The organism is Halalkalicoccus sp. NIPERK01 (assembly GCF_030287405.1).
Classification (GTDB): domain Archaea; phylum Halobacteriota; class Halobacteria; order Halobacteriales; family Halalkalicoccaceae; genus Halalkalicoccus.
The window spans coordinates 1-236 of the sequence record NZ_JASVVV010000071.1 but is presented as its reverse complement, the minus strand read 5'-3'; the positions used below and the strand labels follow the sequence as shown (position 1 = coordinate 236).

Here is a 236-nt window from a genome sequence, read left to right as displayed (position 1 = left end):
AGAGTTGAGCCGGGAGCAAGTTCTATCGACGTTAGTACCTCTTCCACCTCAAGAGGAGCAGCGCCGGATCGTCAGCCAGATCGGAAGCCTTTCGAACAAGTCGAGACTCGCGCGCGCCCATCTCGATCATCTTCCCCGCTTGATACAAAAATACAAGCAAGCCGTATTGGACGCCAGCGTTGCTGGTTTGGAGGCGAAGGCCCCTCTCTCCGAATTTGTAGACGAAGATCGAGGCA

At 55.1% G+C, this 236-nt stretch carries 1 protein-coding gene; it reads right to left on the bottom strand.

Annotated elements, in window-relative coordinates; all coding sequences use genetic code 11:
• Positions 1 to 31 precede the first annotated feature (31 nt).
• Positions 32 to 236, bottom strand: a 205-nt coding sequence (locus tag QRT08_RS18590) for a hypothetical protein (RefSeq protein WP_286047484.1), incomplete at its 5' end; no start/stop codon positions are given.